At 54.5% G+C, this 17,338-nt stretch carries 11 protein-coding genes; 4 read left to right on the forward strand and 7 right to left on the reverse strand.

Annotated features, from left to right (window positions below):
* Positions 1-7 precede the first annotated feature (7 nt).
* From C5F52_RS28330 to C5F52_RS28360, 7 genes are read right to left on the reverse strand one after another with little or no spacing between them, the layout of a single operon-like run.
* Complete coding sequence (locus C5F52_RS28330) at positions 8-2,995, reverse strand: type I restriction endonuclease subunit R (protein WP_104801722.1); 2,988 nt, start codon at positions 2,993-2,995, stop codon at positions 8-10.
* Complete coding sequence (locus tag C5F52_RS28335) at positions 2,988-4,190, reverse strand: restriction endonuclease subunit S (RefSeq protein WP_104801723.1); 1,203 nt, start codon at positions 4,188-4,190, stop codon at positions 2,988-2,990. The genes C5F52_RS28330 and C5F52_RS28335 overlap by 8 nt, the downstream gene beginning before the upstream one ends.
* Positions 4,183-5,697, reverse strand: a complete 1,515-nt coding sequence (locus C5F52_RS28340) for a class I SAM-dependent DNA methyltransferase (protein WP_104801724.1) — start codon at positions 5,695-5,697, stop codon at positions 4,183-4,185. The genes C5F52_RS28335 and C5F52_RS28340 overlap by 8 nt, the downstream gene beginning before the upstream one ends.
* Complete coding sequence (locus tag C5F52_RS28345) at positions 5,694-6,494, reverse strand: hypothetical protein (RefSeq protein ID WP_104801725.1); 801 nt, start codon at positions 6,492-6,494, stop codon at positions 5,694-5,696. Before C5F52_RS28345 ends, C5F52_RS28340 begins: the two co-directional genes overlap by 4 nt.
* Positions 6,482-7,972, reverse strand: coding sequence for an N-6 DNA methylase (locus C5F52_RS28350; protein ID WP_369954673.1), 1,491 nt, complete (start codon positions 7,970-7,972; stop codon positions 6,482-6,484). The genes C5F52_RS28345 and C5F52_RS28350 overlap by 13 nt, the downstream gene beginning before the upstream one ends.
* A complete protein-coding gene (locus C5F52_RS28355) occupies positions 7,969-13,389 on the reverse strand; it encodes a DUF4011 domain-containing protein (RefSeq protein ID WP_104801727.1) in 5,421 nt (1,806 codons plus the stop codon). Before C5F52_RS28355 ends, C5F52_RS28350 begins: the two co-directional genes overlap by 4 nt.
* Entirely contained in the window at positions 13,386-14,279 is an 894-nt protein-coding gene (locus C5F52_RS28360) for a YafY family protein (RefSeq protein WP_104801728.1), read from the reverse strand. The genes C5F52_RS28355 and C5F52_RS28360 overlap by 4 nt, the downstream gene beginning before the upstream one ends.
* 126 nt (positions 14,280-14,405) lie before the next feature.
* Between C5F52_RS28360 and C5F52_RS30105 the strand changes: the two genes are divergently transcribed.
* The 4 genes from C5F52_RS30105 to C5F52_RS28380 are packed head-to-tail and all read left to right on the forward strand — an operon-like array spanning position 14,406 to position 17,337.
* Positions 14,406-15,167 (forward strand): hypothetical protein, encoded by a 762-nt coding sequence (locus C5F52_RS30105; protein WP_201747107.1) that lies wholly within the window; start codon positions 14,406-14,408, stop codon positions 15,165-15,167.
* Between the two features lie 5 nt (positions 15,168-15,172).
* Positions 15,173-15,496: a DUF4236 domain-containing protein gene (locus C5F52_RS28370; protein WP_104801729.1), complete on the forward strand. Its 324-nt coding sequence runs from the start codon at positions 15,173-15,175 to the stop codon at positions 15,494-15,496.
* Positions 15,497-15,499: 3 nt separating this feature from the next.
* Entirely contained in the window at positions 15,500-15,844 is a 345-nt protein-coding gene (locus C5F52_RS28375; RefSeq protein ID WP_104801730.1) for a hypothetical protein, read from the forward strand.
* A complete protein-coding gene (locus tag C5F52_RS28380; RefSeq protein ID WP_146100189.1) occupies positions 15,829-17,337 on the forward strand; it encodes a hypothetical protein in 1,509 nt (502 codons plus the stop codon). Before C5F52_RS28375 ends, C5F52_RS28380 begins: the two co-directional genes overlap by 16 nt.
* Position 17,338 lies beyond the last annotated feature (1 nt).

Here is a 17,338-nt window from a genome sequence, read left to right on the forward strand (position 1 = left end):
GTGCCTCTCAATAGTATTGTTTGATATAGCTATAGGCCTTCTCGAATAAATCCTCATCCGCGTGCAACTTGTATTTGAAGAGGGCCTTGCGCAGCGCTTTCTTGACCTCACGCTCCCCGGCCTGGGTTTCTTGCCATCCTGGAAAGCGCACCAGGCGGACGATCTCGTCGATGTCCGCCACCACGCGTTCCACGAGGATCGGGGTCTCTGCTGTCTTGACCTCGTTGAACAATTCGGTAAGCGCCGCCTTGCCACGATCCTCGTCCTCTTCGGGGGGGATTTCTTTTTCAGCCTGCAGGGTTTCCTTGGCGATCTCGAGCAGTTGCTTCAGGAACTCAACGCTGTTGATTTGCCCCGACTCAAATCGATCCTTCAAGGCATCGAGACGTTCCGACAGTTGCTTGAACTTCGGATTGCCGTCGTGCCCGCGCAAACGCCGCTTGAGCTTGATCTCGATTTCTTTGGCTTTCTTCGGATCAGGGTTCGAGAGTACCGCCTCCAATAGGTCGGCATCGAGCACTAGGGTGTCGAGGTCATCTCGCACCGTGTCGACGTGCACGTTTTGGTGAATGAGTTCGATGGTCTTGGCGCCCAAGGAATGCCAGATCAACTTTCCGTGGCCACTGGAGGGCTGAACTGATTGGTACACCTGCGACAGCCACTTGTAGTCTTTCTCGAAGGGGCTCAACACGCTGTCAGGTGACAGCGCCTCCCAGATGCGTGCCAGCACCGTGTACTCGGCGGCAAAATTGTCGCGCACCTCGTTGTTCGGCAGACACTGCTGCGCGGCAATCAAGCCTTCGTAGCCCTGCAGGGTGCGATCACACCCGTTGAAGAAGGCCAGACACTTCTGCATCGCCTCGGGCAGCTTGTCCTTCAGCTCCTCGATGTTGCTGACCACTTGTTTGACGCTTTGATCGTCAAACTCCAGTGCAGCCGCCACGTCGTCGAAGATGCCCAGGTAATCCACGATCAAGCCGTGGGTCTTCTGTTCGGAGTAGGTGCGATTGACCCGACAGATGGCCTGCAGCAGCGTGTGGTCGCGCAGCGGCTTATCCAGGTACATCGCCTGCAAGATTGGTGCGTCAAAACCCGTCAACAGCTTGGCCGTGACTATGATCAGCTTCAGTGGATCCGCCGGGTCGCGGAAACGGTCCAGCAGTCGCTCTTCTTCATCGCGACTTCGGTCGTAGAGCGAGTATTCAGGGTGTTCCTTTTTGTCCGCCGCCTGCACCGACATCACGATGTCCGTAGCCTCGGGCGGTAGGAGCTTGTCCAACTCTGCCTTAAACAGTAAGCAGGACTCCCGGTCGAAGGTGACGATCTGCCCCTTGAAGCCGTTGGGTTCTACCTTGCTCTGGTAATGCTGGACGATGTCTTCGCACACCTTGCGGATTCGTTCCGGCGTCTTTACCAGCACTGCCATCTTGGCGGCGGTCTTGGCAAGGTTGTCCTTGTCCAGATCTGACAGCTCTCCGGTCAGGTCTTTATACGCGGCATCCAGTGCTGCCTTGTCGATGTGCAGGTCAATCAGCCGGGGTTCGAAGTGCAGCTTCAGCGTGGCGCCGTCGCGGATCGACTCCTCGAATCCGTAACGGCTCATGTAGCCTTTTTCATCTTCCTCGGCACCGAAGGCATAGAAGGTGTTGCGGTCAGCACGGTTGATCGGGGTGCCGGTCAGGCCGAAGAGAAACGCGTTTGGCAGAGCTTCACGCATCTTGCGGCCCAGATTGCCTTCCTGGGTGCGGTGGGCCTCGTCGACCAAGGCGATGATGTTGCTGCGGTCGTTCAGACTGCCAGTGGCCTCGCCGAACTTGAAGATCGTCGTGATGATGATCTTGCGCACATCTTGGGCCAGCAGCTGCTGCAGCTTCTCGCGGCTGTCGGCCTTATCCAGATTGGGAATGTCCGCCCCGGTGAAGGTACCGGTGATCTGGCTGTCGAGATCGATACGATCCACGACTATCAGCACTGTGGGGTTCTTCAGTCCAGCGTGCATGCGCAGCTTCTGCGCGGCAAACACCATCAGCAGTGACTTGCCTGAACCCTGGAAGTGCCAAATCAGGCCTTTCCTGGGGTAACCCGCCAGCACGCGCTCGACAATCTTATTGGCCGCTTCAAACTGTTGGTAGCGGCAAATGACCTTGATACGCTGCTTTTTCTTGTTGGTTGCGAACAGGGTGAAGCTGCCGAGGATGTCCAGCACCACATGCGGGCGCAGCATGCTCTCGGTGGACAACTTGAGAGATTTCAGTGGGTGGTGCTGGCAATCGTCGCCATCACCATCCAAATGCCATGGTCCCCAGTCCTTGACGGGCAGGCCGATGGAACCATAGTGGTAGGCCTTGCCCTCGGTGGCTACGGAGAACACGTTGCAAACGAATAGCTCCGGCACGAACTTCTCATAGTCGTCGTGCACCTGCACCGCGCCATCGACCCAGCTGATACATTTTTTGACAGGCGTCTTGGCCTCGATCAACACCAGCGGAAGACCGTTGACAAGCAGCACCAGATCAGCCCGGCGCTCTGTGGGGCCTGCTCGGTAGGTGTACTGTTGGGTGACGATGTACTGGTTCTGCGCCAGGTCATCCAAGTCGATCAACCGCACCGGCACATGCTCATTGTTGTGGCCGAAGGGCATCGAGCGCTCACCGCGCATCCAGGCGGTCATTTCCTCGTTGGCGCGGATCAGGCCATCCGATCGCACCGACAGCACGATGGCGCGCAGCTTGTAGAGCACCTCGTCGCCCCGATCCGGCTGGGCGGCAATCTCGGGGTTCAGGCGGATCAGTGCATCGCGCAGCCAGGGTTCGACCAGCACTTCCTGGATCTGGCGCGGCACCTCAGACGAAGCAGCGTAGCGCCAGCCGATGCCTTTGGGGCTGGGGCCGTAGCTGGCTTGAGGTTCCTGGGCGGTGTTGGCCGGTACAGCCTTGATGGGACCTGCGAGCAGATCGCGGACGTAGGCTTCGACGGTGTTGGCCTCGTTAAACATTTTTTTGCCCCCCAGCCAACGCTGCCGCAGAAATTTGTGTGATGAGCGAGCGTGTTGCAGCCAGTCGTCCGCGCTGCAGGAGCACCGTTGCTCTTAGGCTGTGTAGTTGCTCAAGTGCAGCACGCTGAGCCTCAAGACTCGGAAGCCTGAAGGGCATTTTCAGCAAATTGGCACGGTTGATTTTCTTCATGCTTGCACTTGTCCCTGCCGCAATTCGCATCAGAAATTCGCGGGCGGAAGTGGTCTGAAGAACGGCCTCTAGGTAGATCGGATCAATCACGGCCGGACTCGGTTTCATCCTCATCATCGTGTCTGGAAACGACACATCATCTCGTTCATCATCGAAAATTCCGACATAGCCAACTCTGTCCGGTGTGTTGGAACGCGAAATGAGCAAATCACCTTTTGACAGTTTTGCTGAAAGCATTTTGCTGGTCGGCTCGACAGGTTTGAAGTCGCCCGTCACGTAACCATGCCGCGATAGCGCAGCAAGCCCCAAGACGAAATAGCCAGTGTCGGCGTCTCTCGGTGGAGCACTGCAACCGCTATCAGGGGACCCCAGCAGTACATCTCCAAGAAGGACATCTTTGGCGATGCCCGCATTGTTATTTCCAATCGCCTCGTTCTTGAATGACTGGAGTAAACCCTTCGCTGCTTTGATGCAGTTCTCTTGAGCTTGAGCGGCATCAGTCGCATTGCGAAGCAGCCTTACAAGTGACTCCTGCTCATCCTGCGGCGGTAAGGCGAACTCGAAATCGGCCAAACTCGTCCAATTCGTACGAGGGCTCAGCGAGCCTGCCGACGTACCCACCGCGTGATCAAAAAAGGCGTCGGTCTGGCAAATGAAGGGCAGCAGCTGCGGCAGTAAAACCTGCGCATCCTTGGTCTCCAACACATAGATGTCCCCGGAACACACCCCAGAGAAATTTGCCACAGCCACCTTACGCTGGTATGCGCGTCGCTTGCCGAACAGCACCTGTCCAGGTTGAAACACGCTGGTGAAGGTCACGCCGTCTGCAACGCTGCCCCAACTGCGGATGCGCAAGTCACCTGGTTCGAGATGTTCCAGACCGACGTAGCGTTCTATGCCATCGGCCAGCGGATCTTGGCTGCGCGCTTTCGAGAGGCGCACCACGTCGCCGAATTTCACCCGGCGCCAGCCGGGCCTCAAGGTTTTATTGTTCTTGTCAGACACGCTCGATGTCCTCCGTAATCAGTCCATCCAGCGTTTCCACCAGCGCGTCCATCTGTTGCCAGAACGCGCGGCCATCGGTTTGCCATTGCTCCCAGGTAGAGCGCAGCGATACCGCGTCACCATTGCTGTCGGTGGCGTTGGCGGCGGCAATGCGCTTCACGTACAGCGGGATCGAGAGGTTGCCCGCATTGGCGCCGATTTCGGCCAGGGTGGCGACCTTGGCAAAACCAGGTATATCCGCAAAGGTCTTGTAGGCGGTCAGGATGTGCAGCTGGTGCTCGGGCTTCAGGAAGCTCTGCGCCCGTTCCCTGGTGACCTCGTTCACCGCGTCGATGAAAATCACCTTGCCCTTGCGAGCGGCGACCTTCTTGCGGTTACAGATGACGATGCACGACTCCATCGGGGAGTTGTAGAACAGGTTAGGACCTAAGCCAATGACTGCCTCGACCCAGTCATACTCGACCATCTTCGCGCGCATGGCCTGTTCTTCGTTACGGAACAGCACGCCGTGGGGCCAAAGCACGGCACTACGTCCCTTGGCGGTGAGGCTGGTCAGGATGTGCTGCTGGAAGGCGTAATCGGCGCGGCCTTGCGGCGGCGTACCCAGGGAGTTTCGGCCCCACTTGTCACTGCTCCAGGCCTCGCGATTCCACTGTTTGATGGAGTACGGCGGGTTGGCCAGGATCACATCGAACTGGCGCAGGCGATCGCCTTCGATGTGCTTGGGTTCGGCCAGGGTGTCACCCCGGATGATCTCGAAGTCCTCCACGCCGTGCAGGAACAGGTTCATGCTAGCAATGGACGAGGTGATCAGGTTGCGCTCCTGCCCATAGAGCTTGAGCGTGCGGTATTCGCCGCCGGAGCGCTTCACTTCGTCCAGTGCCGAGATCAGCATGCCGCCGGTACCGCAAGTGGGGTCGTAGATCGACTCGCCCGCCTGTGGTGCCAAGAGTTGCGTCATCAGGTGAACGACAGTGCGGTTGGTGTAAAACTCGGCGGCTGTGTGGCCGGAGTCGTCCGCGAACTTCTTGATCAGGTATTCGTAGGCGTTGCCCAATTCGTCCTCGGGTACGTTCGCCACCGAAAGTAACTGCGTCGAGAAGTGCTCGATCAGATTTTTCAGCGTTTCGTCGGGCAAGCGCTCACGGTTTGTCCAAGGAGCGTCGCCGAAAATGCCGTTGAGCATGTCGGGGTTGGCCGACTCGATGGCGCGCATCGCTTTCTGGATGGCTGCGCCCACATTCTTCGAAGTCTGCCGCACATCGTTCCAATGCGCCCCTTCGGGAATCTGAAAACGATGGTTTTCGGCGAACTGTGCGTAAGACAGGTCACCATCGGAGTCGGTCACAACGGACCGGTATTCCTCATCCCAGACATCCGACGCCCGCTTGTAGAACAGCAACGGAAAGATGAACTGCTTGTAATCGCCTGCATCGATCAGTCCGCGCAGCAAAACGGCTGCGCCCCAGAGGTAGCTTTCGAGTTCTTGTTGGGTAATACGTCTCATCTATTGCTTTCCTGCCAACGCTTCTGCAAACCCAAATCTGAAATCTTTTTCAGCAAAAACTTCTGGGCAGCTGGAAGCAATATTTCCGAAGCCTCGCCAAGTCGCATTGGATTTCTCGGTGGGTGTTGACCAAGATCTCCGTGCCTGCAAAGGGGGCCAATCGCTGAGAAATTATTCGCTGTATGGGTAAATCTCTTGATCTCTGCTTCAGATGTATTCGAAAACGTGGCAATTTCCTTTGCGGATAGTCCGTCAGTTTTCATGAAATCGAGCAACGCATAAAGCGATATCCAGGTACATCCTTGAAGCCCTAAGAACTGCAGTAATCCCCTACTGGATTCGTCTTCGCGAGCAAGCCAAAGCATCGTTGTAACGAAATTTCCAAATGGATTTGAAGCGCTGCGCCACTTTGTTATTAAGTTGGCTGAATTGGAGCTAAAAGGAGCAGCGATAACCTCGTAGTCGCCTCTGGGCATGCCATGGCGAAGATCATTTTCTAGATTGACTAGGTCTAAGAGTTGAAAGGGTCGAAAGTCTTTCCCATGCTGTAGATATAGTGCGCCATCCAAAACAGCCTTCAGCGAAATTGCACGCTCGATAACTTCGGCTGCGTTGGTTAGCTCATTGAAATGCTGGCTGGAAAGGGCGTAGGCATTGGGTTTGTCGTCTTCCGTATCAACGATGAACGCCAAGTCGGGGCTGCTGAAGTGATCTGCAAAGCTTTCAAACCAGGAATATGAAGGCTCGATCAAAAAAGCCCACTTCAAATTTGGCACTGATTGGATCATTTCAGCCATCCTCCTTCGGTCATGACGTGGGCGAGCTGTTCCTCGGCTTCTCGGCAGCGGGTGAGCGCATCCTTGAATGCAGCGATGGCATCAGGTAGTGGCGGAATGTCTTCTTGAAGCGGAGGCAGGACGTAGCGCGAGATGTTCAGCGTCCAGTCCTCAGCTTTGATCTCATCGAGGGTGACCACGCGAACTGCGTCTTGCACATCGGCAAAGCTGCTATACCAGCCCAGGATTTGAGCGGCGTGCTCAGGCTCTAAGAAGTTCTGCGCCCGGCCTCGGCGGAACAAGCGCGACGCATCAGCGACCAGTAGCTTCTTCTTATGCTTGGCAGATTTGCGCTTGCGCAGTACCAGAATGCATGCTGCCAAACCGGTGCCATAAAACAGGTTTGGAGCTAGGCCGATCACGGCTTCGACCAGATCCATCTCCAACAGCTTCTGGCGGATGTCTCCTTCCGCACCTTTACGGAACAAAGCGCCCTGGGGGAGCACCACGGCCATTCGACCAGCGCCATCGGCCATCGATTTGACCATGTGTTGCACCCAGGCAAAGTCACCACTACTTGATGGCGGCAGTCCTGCAAAGTTGCGACCAAAGGGGTCGTTCAGCCACAAGTCCTCTCCCCACTTTTCCAGTGAGAACGGCGGATTGGCGAGTACGCAATCAAAGCTGGCCAGCTTGTCACCTTCAAAGAAGGCTGGATTGCGCAAGGTGTCACCTCGTACCACCTGGAAGTCCTCGATGCCGTGGAGGAACAGGTTCATCCGGGCAATGGACGATGTAGTGAGGTTCTTCTCCTGCCCGTACAGCTTGCCCCAAAGGCGCTTGACGTCTCCATGCTTTTCTTTGACGTGCTGTACAGCGGCGAGCAACATTCCACCAGTACCGCAGGCGGGGTCGTAGATGGTTTCGGCTTCCTTTGGATCAAGCATATCAATCATCAGCCGCACCACGCTGCGCGGGGTATAGAACTCACCAGCCTTTTTATTGGTGGCGTCGGCAAACTTCTTGATCAGGTATTCGTAGGCGTCACCGACCAAGTCAGAGGCAACGTTTTGGTTGCCCAAGGGGAGCGCAGAAAAATGCTCGATCAAGTCCTTGAGCAATGCGTCAGAAAGACGTTCCTTGTTCGTCCATTGCGCGTCACCAAACACTCCATAAAGGGTTTCAGGGTTGGCCTTTTCAATTCCACGCATTGCGTGCTGAAGAGCTGCACCCACATTGGTTGCTTTGGCTCGCACGTCCACCCAGTGACAGTCGTCCGGGATCTGGAATCGGTGTGATTCGGGGAAGCATGCAAGCTGCTCGTCTCCAGTTTCATCGACTATTTCCTGATATTCCTCATCCCAGACATCGCAGATGCGCTTGAAAAACAGCAGCGGAAAAATGTAAGTCTTGAAGTCTGCAGCATCGACCGGGCCGCGCAGAATATTTGCGGACTCCCAGAGATGAGACTCAAGAGTAGTTAGAGATATGACCATCAGATTTCTGTTCTTTTGATTTCTATGACTTGGAAGGTCTTGGAGGCGCTGCCCGCTAAGTGAAGTGCAACTTCATCCCCAACAACGGCTCCAAGTAATGCTTGAGCTAGAGGACGACTTTCATTGACGATGCCATTTGCAAAGTCGTCTTTTCCATGGGTGATTTGAACAGTCAGCACATCGTTCGGATTGGCTAGATCAACGTAGCGAATCACATCGCCAACTTCGATCTCCAGATCATCCTCTGTGTCGATCAGAACCGAGCTAACTGCCTCGCGCTCAATCTCGGCTTGCGCAGTGTTTTCAACCTGTTCCACTTCTTGAATTACGCGGGCTGTCGATTGTCCCGCTCCTTGGCCTTCTTCGATCCAAGACTCGCCGGAGGCGTGCTCAGGTTTCCAGCTTGCGCGCTGATCTTCAAGGAAACTGATGAGCTTCTCGGTCTCTTGTCTTGGCGTGCGGAACCAGTCTGTAGACCAGATGCGCCAAATGCGGCCACGCCAACCAAGTGATTCAAGGATCTCTTGGCGAATGCGATCGCGGTCACGTACAGACAGGGCAGAGTGGTAGGACGCCCCATCACATTCGATGGCGGCCAGATATGAACCAGGTGCGTCTGGATGTTTGACGGCGATGTCGATGCGATAACCCGCCACGCCTAATTGAGGCGTAACTTCATAGCCACGCAGCTTGAGCATGTCCATGACTGAGATCTCGAAGTCGCTGTCTGGTTCGCGGTCTGTTTCTTCGTAGGTGGTCAGTGAACCTGTACGTGCATACTCAAGGTAGTTGCGCAGTGCCTTGGTGCCATCTGGTGTGGTTCCATCCATCACGATGTCTTCGGGCCGCAGAGAGGTGTAGATGGCGATGGATTTCTTGGCACGCGTGAACAGCACGTTGAGACGTCGCCAGCCACCTTGACGGCTAATAGGGCCGAAGTTTTGCCTGACTGCACTTGAGCCTGCTGGTTTGCCAAAGGTCGTAGAGATGACGATGGCGTCGCGCTCATCGCCTTGGACGTTTTCAAGATTTTTGATGAAAAGAGGCTGCCCCTCGACTGCCCAGTGATCACGATAGGAGTCTGCCCCACGAACTGACTTGAGACGTTCTTCCAAAAGCTCGGCAATTAGGTCACGCTGTTTGATGTTGAGCGTCACAATGCCCAGGGATTCGTTGGGGCGGGTTGCAATGTGCTCGACAACCGCTTCCACGACCCGTTTGGCCTCACGCAGGTTGGTCTGGTTCTCGTAGATGGCATCGGCTAAGTAAACCGCCCGCACACCCAGCTTGCCCCCTTGTCCATATGGCGACGGGAAGATGATCAGGTTTCCACGGTAGAAACTGTGGTTCGAGAATGCGATCAGAGAATGATGTTGCGAGCGGTAATGCCAACGCAGCGAGCGTGTCGGCCTGAAATGTGACGAGCAGACGTCCAAAATGCTCTCTGCATCGGTGGTGGTGAAGTGATCATCCCCGCCATCACCATCCTGTGTCATTCGCGAGAAGAACGAGGTTGGGGGAAGCTGTTTCGGATCGCCAACCACCACCAACTGACCGCCACGGGCAACCGAACCGATCGCCTCCTCGGGCTTCAACTGTGACGCTTCATCCATGATGACGAGGTCAAACTTGATGACGCCTGGGGCTAAGTATTGAGCCACAGCTTGTGGGCCCATCATGAAACAAGGTTTCAATGCCTGGATTGATCCACCTGCACGGGTGAGGATTTTCCGAACGGGCATGCGTGGACGCTGCTGAGGCATGAGGTAGTTCAGAAGAACCATTTCCGTGCGGTCATCTACACGGGCTCCACTTCTGCCGGGTGGAGGCGAAGCCTTGCGAGAGCACTCGTAGGCGATTGCCTTGCCACGTAGTGAGATGATTTCCCTGTCCAGTCGTTTGAATTCGTCACGGATCTGGTTGTGCTTGAGTCCAGTGAAACGACCCAGCTCAGGAATGTTTCGGAAGGCTTCGCGTGTGATCGTGCTGTAGGTGCAGTAAGCGTAAGCGTCGGTCAACTCGTCGGGCTTGATACGTTTCTTCTCCAGGAGATCCACGAATTCGTTCAAGGTCAGCTCACTTGCTTCCTTGCGGCGGGTGATATACAGCGACCAAGGAATCAGAAGATCCTGATCCTGAACTGCCTTTTGAACTGCACCATGCAGAGCACTGACAAAAAGCTCCAAGTCTTCGTCTGCTGGCGCTCCTGTCCATGTGTCCATTTCAAACGTGCCGAATTGGGACAAAGTGCCGATCAAGTTTTCAACGTGCTGCAGGCCCGTATGCACATCCTCCAGCGCGGCAATCAGCGTGCGACAAGTCTCAATGGGATGTCCCGAGCGCAGCTTGTACTTGACCTGAGGGGACAAGTTGAGGCCGTCAATGCTTTGACCAAATGAAAGTGCTTCGATGGCTGTTGCGCAGTCGGTGTCCACTCCCAAATAGAGTTCGCCGAGGAGCGTTTTGACGCGAGCGTTTGCTTGTATCTGTGACTTCAAAGCAGAACGCTCCAAGGCCGCATCGCAGCCCGTCACCACCTGATTGAAGGTGGCTTGGCTTCTTGCCTCCAACTCGAGCCACTCGAATCGGTCCTCAAGAGCTTCGGTAAATTCCCCAGTCTTCTCCGTCACTTTCTCAATCAGATGGCTTCCACTGAACTCAGAGAGTCGCTTGAGCTTTTCGTTGATGCTCTTGAAGGCTGAGATTGCTGTTGTGATTTCCAGTTTGACTGCTGAGAATTCGCGGCGCAGGGCACGTGCCTGGTCGGCCGTGAAGCTGATTGGATCGATCAGTACGGCTTGGATGTCCTCGGACGCGACTTTTATTCCGCGATTCCACTTTGCTAAGGCGAGGTATCCCTCTAAGGGTGACGGTGTCGCTGGCGCAGGCAAGCCAATGAACTGTGTCCAGGTCGGAGATGACTTCCACTGTTCCTTGAGGCCCAGTAATTTGATGATTTTCTCGAGCTGTTCCAGTCGCTTTTGGCCAGGCATCTTTAGCTTGGTGCGCTGCAATGCTTTGTGCAGTCCCACGGCTTTGCGCCAGCGCCCTTGGAAGATTCGATACCAAGCATCGCCTTCGCGCAGAGTCAGGATTGCTTGCTTGATGTCTCCTTCATGCGGCAAGGTGTCCACATATAGTGAGTCACCCAGTTCCTTTTCGAGTCCAGTCCACTCAGCTTGAAGTGCAAGCAATTGATCGATGGCTTGGACAGCGCCATCACGAGTCAGACCGGGGGTTTGAAGATGGAAGTGCTCTTCAGGTGCATCCAGTATGAGATCTGTGAAGCTGAGCAATTGCTCCAGTTTCTGTTTCGAACCGTCATAGGGGATATTTTTTCCGCCGAGAAAGCTTATGACGGCCATATTGGCTGCCGAGAGCTTGCCCGCCGTCTCAACAAGTTGTTGATGAAGACTTCGCAGTTCGTTGAGCGTGCCCAGCTCTGCGCCCAGGCTATCGGCTTGACGTTTCAGACTCTTCAAATCGTCTGCACCAGATTTGGTGACGCTCGATTCCAATTTGAGAGCTGCCTTGACGGCACCCTCTAAGCTGTGGAACTGTTCAACCTGTTTCGCAAACGCTTCGATTGTTTTTGCAGCTGCTGCGCCTGTCTCGTCGTCTTCGAAGAAGCCAGGGATCAGGTGTAGGGGCAGTTGTTGATTCGCGGTCTCAAGCAAGTGCTTGAGCATGGCCAGCTGCTCCCCGCTGAAAGACAATGAAAGGTTATGGACGCGGCCTCCGAGAACCTGTGAGAAGTGCTTTGAGGCATCCACCAAAGCCTGTCCCCAGCCATCGGCTGCTTCGAATAACTGTGTGAGCTTGACCTCGTCGCCTGGAATCAGCCGCTCAGGGTAAAAGCCCCAGAAAGTGCAGCTCGCATCGAAGCCACCAACTGACTTGTATTGAGAGCCAAGATACCCGAGACAGTCCATGCGGCGACCGAACTCAAATTCGGAGATTTGAGTCGCGTCACTGATGTTGATCTGGCTCAGCATGCTCTCTTCGTTGCTGAGACCTTGGCGGTGCTTTTCGGCACGCCACATGATTTGGTGGAGCGTCAATCCAAACGCGTTGTGAGCGATGGAGTTAATCAAGTCCGTATAGGCTTTGAGATCTTTGCGGTGTGCTTCCAGTTGCTGTTGCAGACGAGGAAGATCATTGGGGTGGTTTGGTCTGAAGGTCGTTCGCTTGGCGATTTCCTCCAGGACTCGTTTTTTATTGGTCTTGTTGCTGTGCAACTCAAGCACGAACGGATCAAGACCAGCGAGTGATAGGCGGTTTTTTACGACCTCAAGAGCGGCCAGCTTTTCAGCGACAAACAGTACTTTCTTGCCCTCGGCAAGGCAAGCGGCAATCAAGTTCGTGATGGTTTGGGACTTGCCTGTGCCCGGAGGGCCTTCAATGACCAGGTTCTTTTTGAGTGACAAGACATCAATGAGGGCGCTGTGTTGGGAGCTGTCGGCGTCGTAAACGAGCGGAATGCTCGCTCCGGGGCCTTCTTCCACCAGATGTTCTTCCGCTAGGCTGAAACCTGCTCCGCCGTCATCGGCTCTGCCTTCGAATACTTCCCGAACGATTGGGTGGTCGATGAGGGAGTTTTCATCACCGTTTGATGGCCATTTGGTCGGATCCAAGTCTCGAACCAGCAGCATGTTGCTGAAACTGAGTAAGCACAGGGAAACGCGATGCTTCAGTGCGAATCCAGGTTGCTTTTTGATGATCGCCTGAATTTCGGCGAAGTAGCCGTTGACATCAATCTGCTCTTCGGCGAGCTCCGGTAAAACCAGTCCGAAGTCGTTACGTAGCTTTTCGCGCAGTGAGAGGTTTTCCGAGATGTCGTCACCGGTGTACTGCAATGAGAACTGCTGGATGCCCGCAACTTCCTTTTTTTGCAAGGACACTGGGACGCTAATCAACGGAGCCGTGAACGTCTTGTCACTGTCTCGCTGATCAGGAAACTCTAAGAAGCCGAGCACCAAGAACAACATGTTCGCGCCGGTTTCTTCAATCGCTAGTGTGGCTTCGCGTTCGATCTTCCGGCAGTGCTTAGCCAGATCGTCGGGGTACATCAGCGCTCTGACATTCGACTCGTCAGAGTCCTCCCCTGCGCCTGAAATGTCGTAGCCCGTTGAAACTCCTGCAGACTTGGCCCACTCTCGAGGTTCAGGTCGCTGTAGTCGCCCATTGCGTTCAACCCAGTCTCTACGAGCTGGTTCAGGCAGCCCAATAACGCTGATGTTGGCCTTGTTGTTCACTTCAACCAGCTTTTGATAGATGGCGGCAGGATGGCCTTCTACAAACTGCAGTGATTTGCCTGCGGTGTGCTTGAAATTGATGAGGCGGTTTCGCCCTGTCAGATCGAGCAGTTTCAGGCGTAACTGCTCGAGAGCGGAGGTGAGTGGAGATGCACTGTCGCTCATGCTAGTCCTTTTGTTCTTTTGTAGCCCGGGGCTAAGTCAGCACTCTCTGCTTTGGCCAGAGATTCGATATTTTGGAGCGCGAGGTGGTACTCCTCAGGATTAAGGGAGCTGTCTGCAGAGCAGTCGACTCCCCAGCGCCTCAACATGTACCCGGCGACAGCCGCTCGACAGGACGCTTCGATGCGACGTCCCTTCATTCGGTAGTCGGCTTCGATGGCCGCCTGATGAGTGATCTTGGGATGAGGGATCAGGGACAGGTGGACAACCTGCGACCACTGGTCATCGGCGGCTGCCTGTTCACGCTCTGCAATGTCTTCTTCGAGCGCACGCGCGAACTGGATGCGGTTGATCACAAAGTCAGAGAACCTGTTGTTCTCCCTATCAAATGCTCGGACGTGCCACCTCTTGCCGCTATCTACCAGTGCATGAGGCGCGATTTGTCTGGTTTTGTATCCGCTGGACAAGGACAAGTATTTAATCTCTAAGACTTTGCGCCGGTAAATTGCTCGGGTTACCTGCGCCAACATTTCCGCATCGGGGATACAAAGAGTATTTACTGTCTCTGTGGGCAGTCCTGGGGGATTGGGTAAGCCGTCGCCCAAACCTGACTTAAGCCACCAAAGAACATTTTCTGTTGAGAGTTCAAATATTCGCTTGAATTTGTCAGATGGCTGATAAGTTCGTGCCCGATAGTCGTAGTCCAGATTCTTTGGGGCCAACTGCTTGTAAAGCGAAAGGTCACGACTTGCTTGAACCGACGCAACAGAAAACCTTTGAGCTACATCTTGGCGTTGCAACTCGCCGAGAAAGTACAGCCTCGCCTCAATGAAGGCGAGCCGCTCCACTTGGGAGCGGGGCGCTTGGGCCAGCTCTTTCTCGATTCGGGTCATGTTTTGAGCATTTTTCTAAAAAATATTGTTATGGGCACGATACCACTGTATCGTAATGATAACAACTCTGATAACATCTTATAAGATTAAAAAGAGTTTCTTTATCTAATGATTTGAGGAGTACAGATGCATGACATCCCCATGTCCGAAGTGACACCAGAGTTTGCCCGTTGCTGGCAAGCCGCTGGTGTGCACATCGAGCACGTGGCGGGTGGTCAGCTCAACGCTTGGTTGAGGGCGCATTTGAACCCTCCCTTCCTCGAGCATTTGTCTTTTCGTCTGGGAAACCAGCTGTTCTTCTTGAGGGTCGAGGACGAAGAGGGCCAGATAGAGGGGCCTGGAAGCTTGCAGGGGCTACTGAGCGTTGCCGACGGGTGCAAAGGGCACGCCTGCCTGATGCCTATGCGCAAGCGTGGTGGCAAATGGGAGCCCGCTCTTCCTGGTTGGGGCTTGCAAGACGCGAGAACCAAGAAGCTCATCGAGCCCCCGGCTGAAATCAGCGACCAGAAGATTGAGATGACAGACTGGGAGTTGCAGGACTTTGCCGTTCAGGTAGTCCGTGAGCAAATTGAAAAAGAAGGTCATGAGCTGATGTCATGGCAGGCGAACCCGGGTGTGGACCCCTCGCTTTGGTTTGTTGGCAACGATGGCCCGGAGTGGGTGATTGTGAGAACCGCCCGTTATCCTCACAAAGACGCCGATCTGCCAGTCAACTGGCGCAGTGTTGCAGATAGCTGCTCGCGAATGAGTAAGCGTGGCAACTTCGCCTCCGTCTCTGTGGCTTGCATGCAGACCATCTCCGAAGGCGGGACACTTTACCGAGGCTATCCGCTGGTGACGAACTATGCGGGACTCCAGCCCATACACAAGATGGGGCGCGCAGCGTAAAGACGATGGGATTTCGATTTCAAAAGCGTATCAGCTTGCTTCCCGGGATTCGGCTCAATTTGAGCAAGTCCGGCGCAAGCCTCACCGTAGGCAAGAACGGTCTGTCTGTAAACCTCGGTAAGGATGGAGCAACGGGCAACATCGGCATACCCGGTACGGGGCTCTCTTATCGAGAAAAGATCACGGGCAATCCAACGACCGTCACCGAGCAGGATTCCGCACAACCCGAACAGCGTGTTCAAACCGAAACTGGTGGGGCTGGGATTTGGAAGTGGCTGTTTTTTGCAGCTGTGGTGGTGATTGTTGTCTTGCTGGCGGCGAGGGGATAGAAGATGACTCAAGCGGTTTGTTTCAAGTGCGGCGAAATGAAGCATGGAGCCTTCACTGACTGCCCTCATTGCGGGGGAAGGCCAGTCACCGATGAGGAGCTGGTGCTTTCGTTGGCAATGACCGATCACTACTTTGACGTGGCTACCATGAAGCAAATGGGATCGTCGGTTGCAGAGGGTAAGCCTCCGCACCTCGATGAGAAATCTCGACAAGACCTGTTGAAGCAACTGGAAAACGTCCGAAAAACACCCGTTGGGCGGTTGTTGGGCGGTGGGGCGCCAGCTCCAGAGAAGAAAAAAGCAAGTGGTGGCCGTTCTAAGAGGGTTGATGCGTGGATCTCGTTCTAAATAATCCATTTCGAGTGTTGGGTTTGCCTGCTACAGCAAGCACGCGGGACATCACCAAACGAATTTCAGACCTTGAGACGTTTGCCGAACTAGGTAAGCTAAAGACGTATCCGCTCGATTTACCTAGTCTTGGTGCACTAGATCGAAGCCTTGAAGCGATCAAGGATGCAGCCAGAAAGATTGAACAGACCGAGGGGCGACTCTTCCACTCCTTCTTCTGGTTCCGTGCGGGCGACAGCGTCGATGAACTGGCGCTCGACAGCTTGGCAGCTGGTAACGTCGATGAGGCGGTTGAACTATGGGACAAGCAGCTTGGCAAGAAAGGCACCAAAAAATACACCTGGCGACTCAATCGCGGCGTACTTCGTCTTGTTAGAGCTAATGGTGGGATGCTGGACAAAGACGAAATGGATGAAGCCTTGGAGGACTTGGGCTTCGTCATCGATGACGATCTAGATAACTCAATCCAAGACGTCCTTTCGGGCAATGAGTCCGGTTTGGATCGTGAGAGCCTGTGGAGACGTGTTGTCGATGAGGTGGTTGGCTTGGTGCAGTCTTCTGCAGGCACCCCCTACGGGAAGAACGCATTAAAGATCGTTGAATCTTTCTGGTCGTTTCCCGCCGAGGCGCGTGATTACGCCTCATCAAAGATCGTCAACCCACTGATTGAAGAGGTCCAAGAGGCGATCAAAGTCAGTGAGGGACTTCGTGCCGAAGAGGACCTCGAGGAACTTAAAGCCAAGAACCAGCTGGGTAAAGTTGAAAAGATCATCGAAGACCTCGAGGAAGTCTTAGGTGAAGAAGACATTCGCTTTCAAACAATCGCAAATGCTTATGCCGACGAGGTGTGCGCCTGCGCAGTCAAGGCACTCAATAATTTCAAAGACCCAAAGTTGGCCATGTCCCTTATTCAATGGGCGGACAGTCTTCCCTCGTTCTCGCGTGTGAAGTCTCGCATTGGAGAGAACCTCGAAATTATTCAGGGCTGGGTTGAAGAAGACGAAGAAGACGAGCTTTTTGGCGAGCTTGTTAAGAAGCTCAAGGTGGACGTGTACACCATGACCCAGGCCAGCAACATGTTGGAAGACATGAAGCGTGAGCTGGCGAAGATCAAGGCAAAGGTCGGCTCAACGGATAAGCGATACATCACGATTTCATCTGCATGCGCACACCGAATCCTTGGCTTCTTGATTGATACAGTAAACGAGGCACAAGACTCGTTCAGCTCGAGAAAGAACTTGACGGATCTTCAGTCGACGATTGGACAGGCAACGGGACTGACCAGGAAGCTATTGCTTTTGGATCTTGATGGGGAAACCAGAGTACGAGTGAACAAAAACCTTGAAACAATCGAAGGCATCAATACCAGCGTGACCGCTGCTGTAACGGTAAGAGCAAATCGCGCATCTAGTTCAAGCAACATCCTCGAACAGATCCCGGTCTGGGTGTGGATCGTCGGAGTCATCTTTCTGTTGTCGATGTGCAGCGGATAAA

The sequence above is a fragment of the Limnohabitans sp. TS-CS-82 genome (genome assembly GCF_002943475.1).